This is a genomic window from Campylobacter sp. 2018MI01, from assembly GCF_018501205.1.
Lineage (GTDB): Bacteria > Campylobacterota > Campylobacteria > Campylobacterales > Campylobacteraceae > Campylobacter_E.
Genome location: NZ_JAHCZE010000121.1, coordinates 1 through 937 on the forward strand (window position 1 = coordinate 1; position 937 = coordinate 937).

The following is a 937-nucleotide window of genomic DNA, read 5'->3' on the forward strand; positions in this document are numbered from 1 at the left end:
TAACAATACTTGAATTTTCGCTTTTTTTAAGTAAATTTTTATCAAATTATATTGTGGTATTCAATGCTGGAAAATCTAAAGTTTTATTATTTAGATTTAAATTCATTTTTGCTTTATCGCTATAATAAAATTACTCTTTATAATCAATTCCTAAAGTCTTTATATTTACACTTGCTAATTTGGTTTTAGTATCTAAATTTATATCCGCATTGCTTATTTTTAATTCTTTTGTATCTGCATTACCTTGAATTGCTACTAAATTATCATTTACACTTATATTTAAATTAGCGTTAAAGTTAAAATTACTAAAAGAATAATTTCCATTGGTTTTAACATCTACTTTTACATTGTGAGTATGGTCGTTATTTAGTTTTATATTAACTAAGGTGCTTGTTTTACCACTATTTTGCTTTAACCCTAAAACAACATTATAAGCATTTAGTATTTTTTCTATTTCACTATTGTAAAGCGTATTATTTGAGATGATATTTATATCAATATTTGGCTTTAATAAATTATCTATTGTTAAATTAAATTCATCAATAGTCGTGATATTGTCTTGAGAATTTAAATTATTTGCTAATAGCTTTAAACTATAATCTTTTAAGCTTAATTTAACTTCTTTTGCATAAGCATTTGGTGCTTTATCATTATAATTTGCAATTACATTTGTAAAAACACCTTCTCCTAAGGTATTTTCTAGTTGATTATTTTTTATTTTTACAATAAAGCTACCTTTAAAATTATCAAATTTTACTCTAGTTATTAGCCATTCTTTTAGTATTGGTTTTAAATAATTTTCAATATGTTTAAATGCTTCTCGTTGATTTTTAATCTCTAAATTATCAACGCCTAATAAAAAATCATTTTTTGTATTTATTATATTTATTTTTGCGTTTAAATCATTATTTATAGAGTGTAAATATCCTTTAATTTC

At 21.8% G+C, this 937-nt stretch carries 1 protein-coding gene; it reads right to left on the reverse strand.

Annotation, left to right across the window (positions count from 1 at the left end; genetic code table 11):
- Nucleotides 1-130: 130 nt before the first annotated feature.
- The coding region (locus KJQ97_RS09270) for a hypothetical protein (RefSeq protein ID WP_214120672.1) at nt 131-937 on the reverse strand (807 nt) is incomplete at its 5' end.